This is a genomic window from Rubrivivax benzoatilyticus JA2 = ATCC BAA-35, from assembly GCF_000190375.1.
In the GTDB taxonomy this organism is placed as follows: Bacteria; Pseudomonadota; Gammaproteobacteria; order Burkholderiales; family Burkholderiaceae_C; genus Rubrivivax; species Rubrivivax benzoatilyticus.
The window spans coordinates 1-671 of the sequence record NZ_AEWG01000130.1 but is presented as its reverse complement, the minus strand read 5'-3'; the positions used below and the strand labels follow the sequence as shown (position 1 = coordinate 671).

Sequence of the window (671 nt, the reverse complement as noted above, 5' to 3'; positions counted from 1 at the left end):
AGCGCCTGGCGGCGGCGATGAGCGCCGCCGCGTCCGCGCCGGCGGCCCGCGGCGACGGGCCGCCCGAGCCCGCCGGCGTGCTGCGCCCGCTCGCCGACGCCGAACGCGCGGCCTTCCTCGCCGCCCACCCGCACTGGGCCGACGTCCAGCCGCTGACGCCCGCGCAGCAGGGCCTGTACGTGCACTGGCTGCTGGCCCGCGACAAACGCGCCTACGTCGACCAGCTCGTCTACGAGCTCGACGGCGAGCTCGACCCGGCCGCCTTCGCCGCCGCCTGGAACGCCGTCGTCGCGCGCCACCCGGCGCTGCGCGCCGGCTTCCTGCGCAGCGCGCTGTCGCAGCCGGTGCAGGTCGTGGCGCGGGCGCTGGCCGTGCCGGTGGAGCTGCTGGACCTCACGGCGCTGGACGCCGCCGCGCAGGACGGCGCCTGGCGCGAGCACTGCCGGCGCGAGGTCGACACCGGCTTCGACCTGACGCGCCCGCCGCTGATGCGGCTGCTGCTGGCGCGGCTGGCGCCCGGGCGCCACCGCCTGGCCTGGACACACCACCACCTGCTGCTCGACGGCTGGTCGCTGGCGCTGGTGCTCGACGAACTGCTGGCGCGGCTGGCCGGCCGCGCACCCGACGACGCCCCGGCCGTGACCGACGAGGCGCTGCGCGCCCACCTCGCC

The 671-nt window shown here is 79.0% G+C and carries 1 protein-coding gene; it reads left to right on the top strand.

Going from position 1 to position 671, the window contains the following annotated elements:
- Positions 1 to 17: 17 nt before the first annotated feature.
- On the top strand, positions 18 to 671 hold a 654-nt coding region (locus tag RBXJA2T_RS14565; protein WP_039956762.1), incomplete at its 3' end, for a condensation domain-containing protein.